Origin of the sequence: Prauserella shujinwangii (assembly GCF_003001955.1) — a bacterium.
Lineage (GTDB): Bacteria > Actinomycetota > Actinomycetes > Mycobacteriales > Pseudonocardiaceae > Qaidamihabitans > Qaidamihabitans shujinwangii.
In genome coordinates this window covers 1-1,944 of the sequence record NZ_PVNH01000018.1, presented here as the reverse complement: position 1 = coordinate 1,944, position 1,944 = coordinate 1, and the positions used below count along the sequence as shown (strand labels likewise).

1 protein-coding gene is annotated in these 1,944 nt (G+C 68.4%); it reads right to left on the bottom strand.

Annotated elements, in window-relative coordinates:
- A partial coding sequence (acs, locus tag B0I33_RS29555) for an acetate--CoA ligase (protein WP_106182626.1) occupies positions 1-1,944 on the bottom strand: 1,944 nt, incomplete at its 5' end.

Here is a 1,944-nt window from a genome sequence, read left to right as displayed (position 1 = left end):
TCAGTCTTCGGTTCCTTTGTGGAGTTCGGTGGTGATGTGGTCCATGACGGTGGTGTCGGCGAGGGTGGTGACGTCGCCGATTTGGCGGTTTTCGGCGACGTCGCGGAGGAGGCGGCGCATGATTTTGCCGGAGCGGGTTTTGGGGAGTTCGGGGACGATGAGGATTTGGCGGGGTTTGGCGATGGGGCCGATTTCGCGGGCGACGTGGTCGCGGAGGTGGTGGATGGCTTGTTCGCCGCTGGTTTCGGTGTCGGCGGTGCCGCCGCGGAGGATGACGAAGGCGACGATGCCTTGGCCGGTGGTGGGGTCGCTGGCGCCGACGACGGCGGCTTCGGCGACGGTGGGGTGGGAGACCAGGGCGGATTCGACTTCGGTGGTGGAGATGCGGTGGCCGGAGACGTTCATGACGTCGTCGACGCGGCCGAGCAGCCACAGGTCGCCGTCGGTGTCGTATTTGGCGCCGTCGCCGGCGAAGTAGTAGCCCTGTTCGGCGAAGCGGGACCAGTAGGTGTCGCGGTAGCGTTGGTCGTCGCCCCAGATGCCGCGCAGCATGCCCGGCCAGGGCTGGTCGAGCACGAGGTAGCCGCCCCCGCCGGGGCCGACTTCGGTGCCGGTGTCGTCGACGACCTTGGCGGAGATGCCGGGCAGCGGGCGTTGCGCGGAGCCGGGTTTGGTGTGGGTGACCCCGGGCAGGGGGGAGATCATGATGGCGCCGGTCTCGGTCTGCCACCAGGTGTCCACGATCGGGCAGCGGCCGCCGCCGATGTGCTCGCGGTACCACATCCAGGCCTCGGGGTTGATCGGTTCGCCCACGCTGCCCAGCACCCGCAGCGAGGACAGGTCGTAGCGGGCCGGGATCTCCGCGCCCCATTTCATGAACGTGCGGATCAGGGTGGGCGCGGTGTAGTACAGCGACACCCGGTAGCGCTGCACGATCTCCCAGTGGCGGCCCTCGTGCGGGGTGTTCGGGGTGCCCTCATACACCACCTGGGTGGCGCGGTTGGCCAGCGGCCCGTACACGATGTAGGAGTGCCCGGTCACCCACCCGATGTCGGCGGTGCACCAGTACACGTCCTGCCCCGGCTTGTGGTCGAACACCGCGTGATGGGTGTAGGCACACTGGGTCAGATACCCACCCGAGGTGTGCACGATCCCCTTCGGCTTGCCCGTGGTGCCCGAGGTGTAGAGGATGAACAACGGATGCTCGGCATCGAACGCCTCCGGCTCATGCTCCCCGGACTGGGCCCCGACCAGCTCGTGCCACCACACATCCCGCCCCTCGGTGAAGGGCACCTCCCCCTCGAGATCGTCCCCGGCGCGGCGCACCACGATGACCTTCTCCACACTGTCGGCCCCGGCCAGCGCCTCGTCCACGTTGGCCTTCATCGGCGCGGCCCGCCCCCGCCGGTACTGCCCATCCGAGGTGATCACCACCTTGGCCCGCGCATCATCCACCCGCGACCGCAACGCCGCCGCGGAAAACCCCCCGAACACCACACTGTGCATCGCCCCGATCCGCGCGCACGCCAGCATCGCCACGATCGCCTCCGGAATCATCGGCAGCTGAATCGCCACCCGATCACCAGCGGTGACCCCCAACGACACCAACGCGTTCGCCGCCCGGCACACCTCCCGCCGCAACTCGGCATAGGTCACATCACGCGTATCACCCGGCTCCCCCACCCAGTGCACCGCCACCTGATCACCATGCCCAGCCTCCACATGCCGATCCACACAATTGACCGCCACATTCAACCGGCCCCCCACAAACCACCTCGCGAACGGCGCACCCGACCAATCCACCACCCGCGACCACCGCGAATCCCAATCCAAACGCTCCGCCTGCCGCGCCCAGAACGCCTCCCGATCCGCCTCCGCCTCCACATACCACTCCGCCGACGCATTCGCCCGCGCCGCGAACTCCTCCCCCGGAGGAAAGGTACG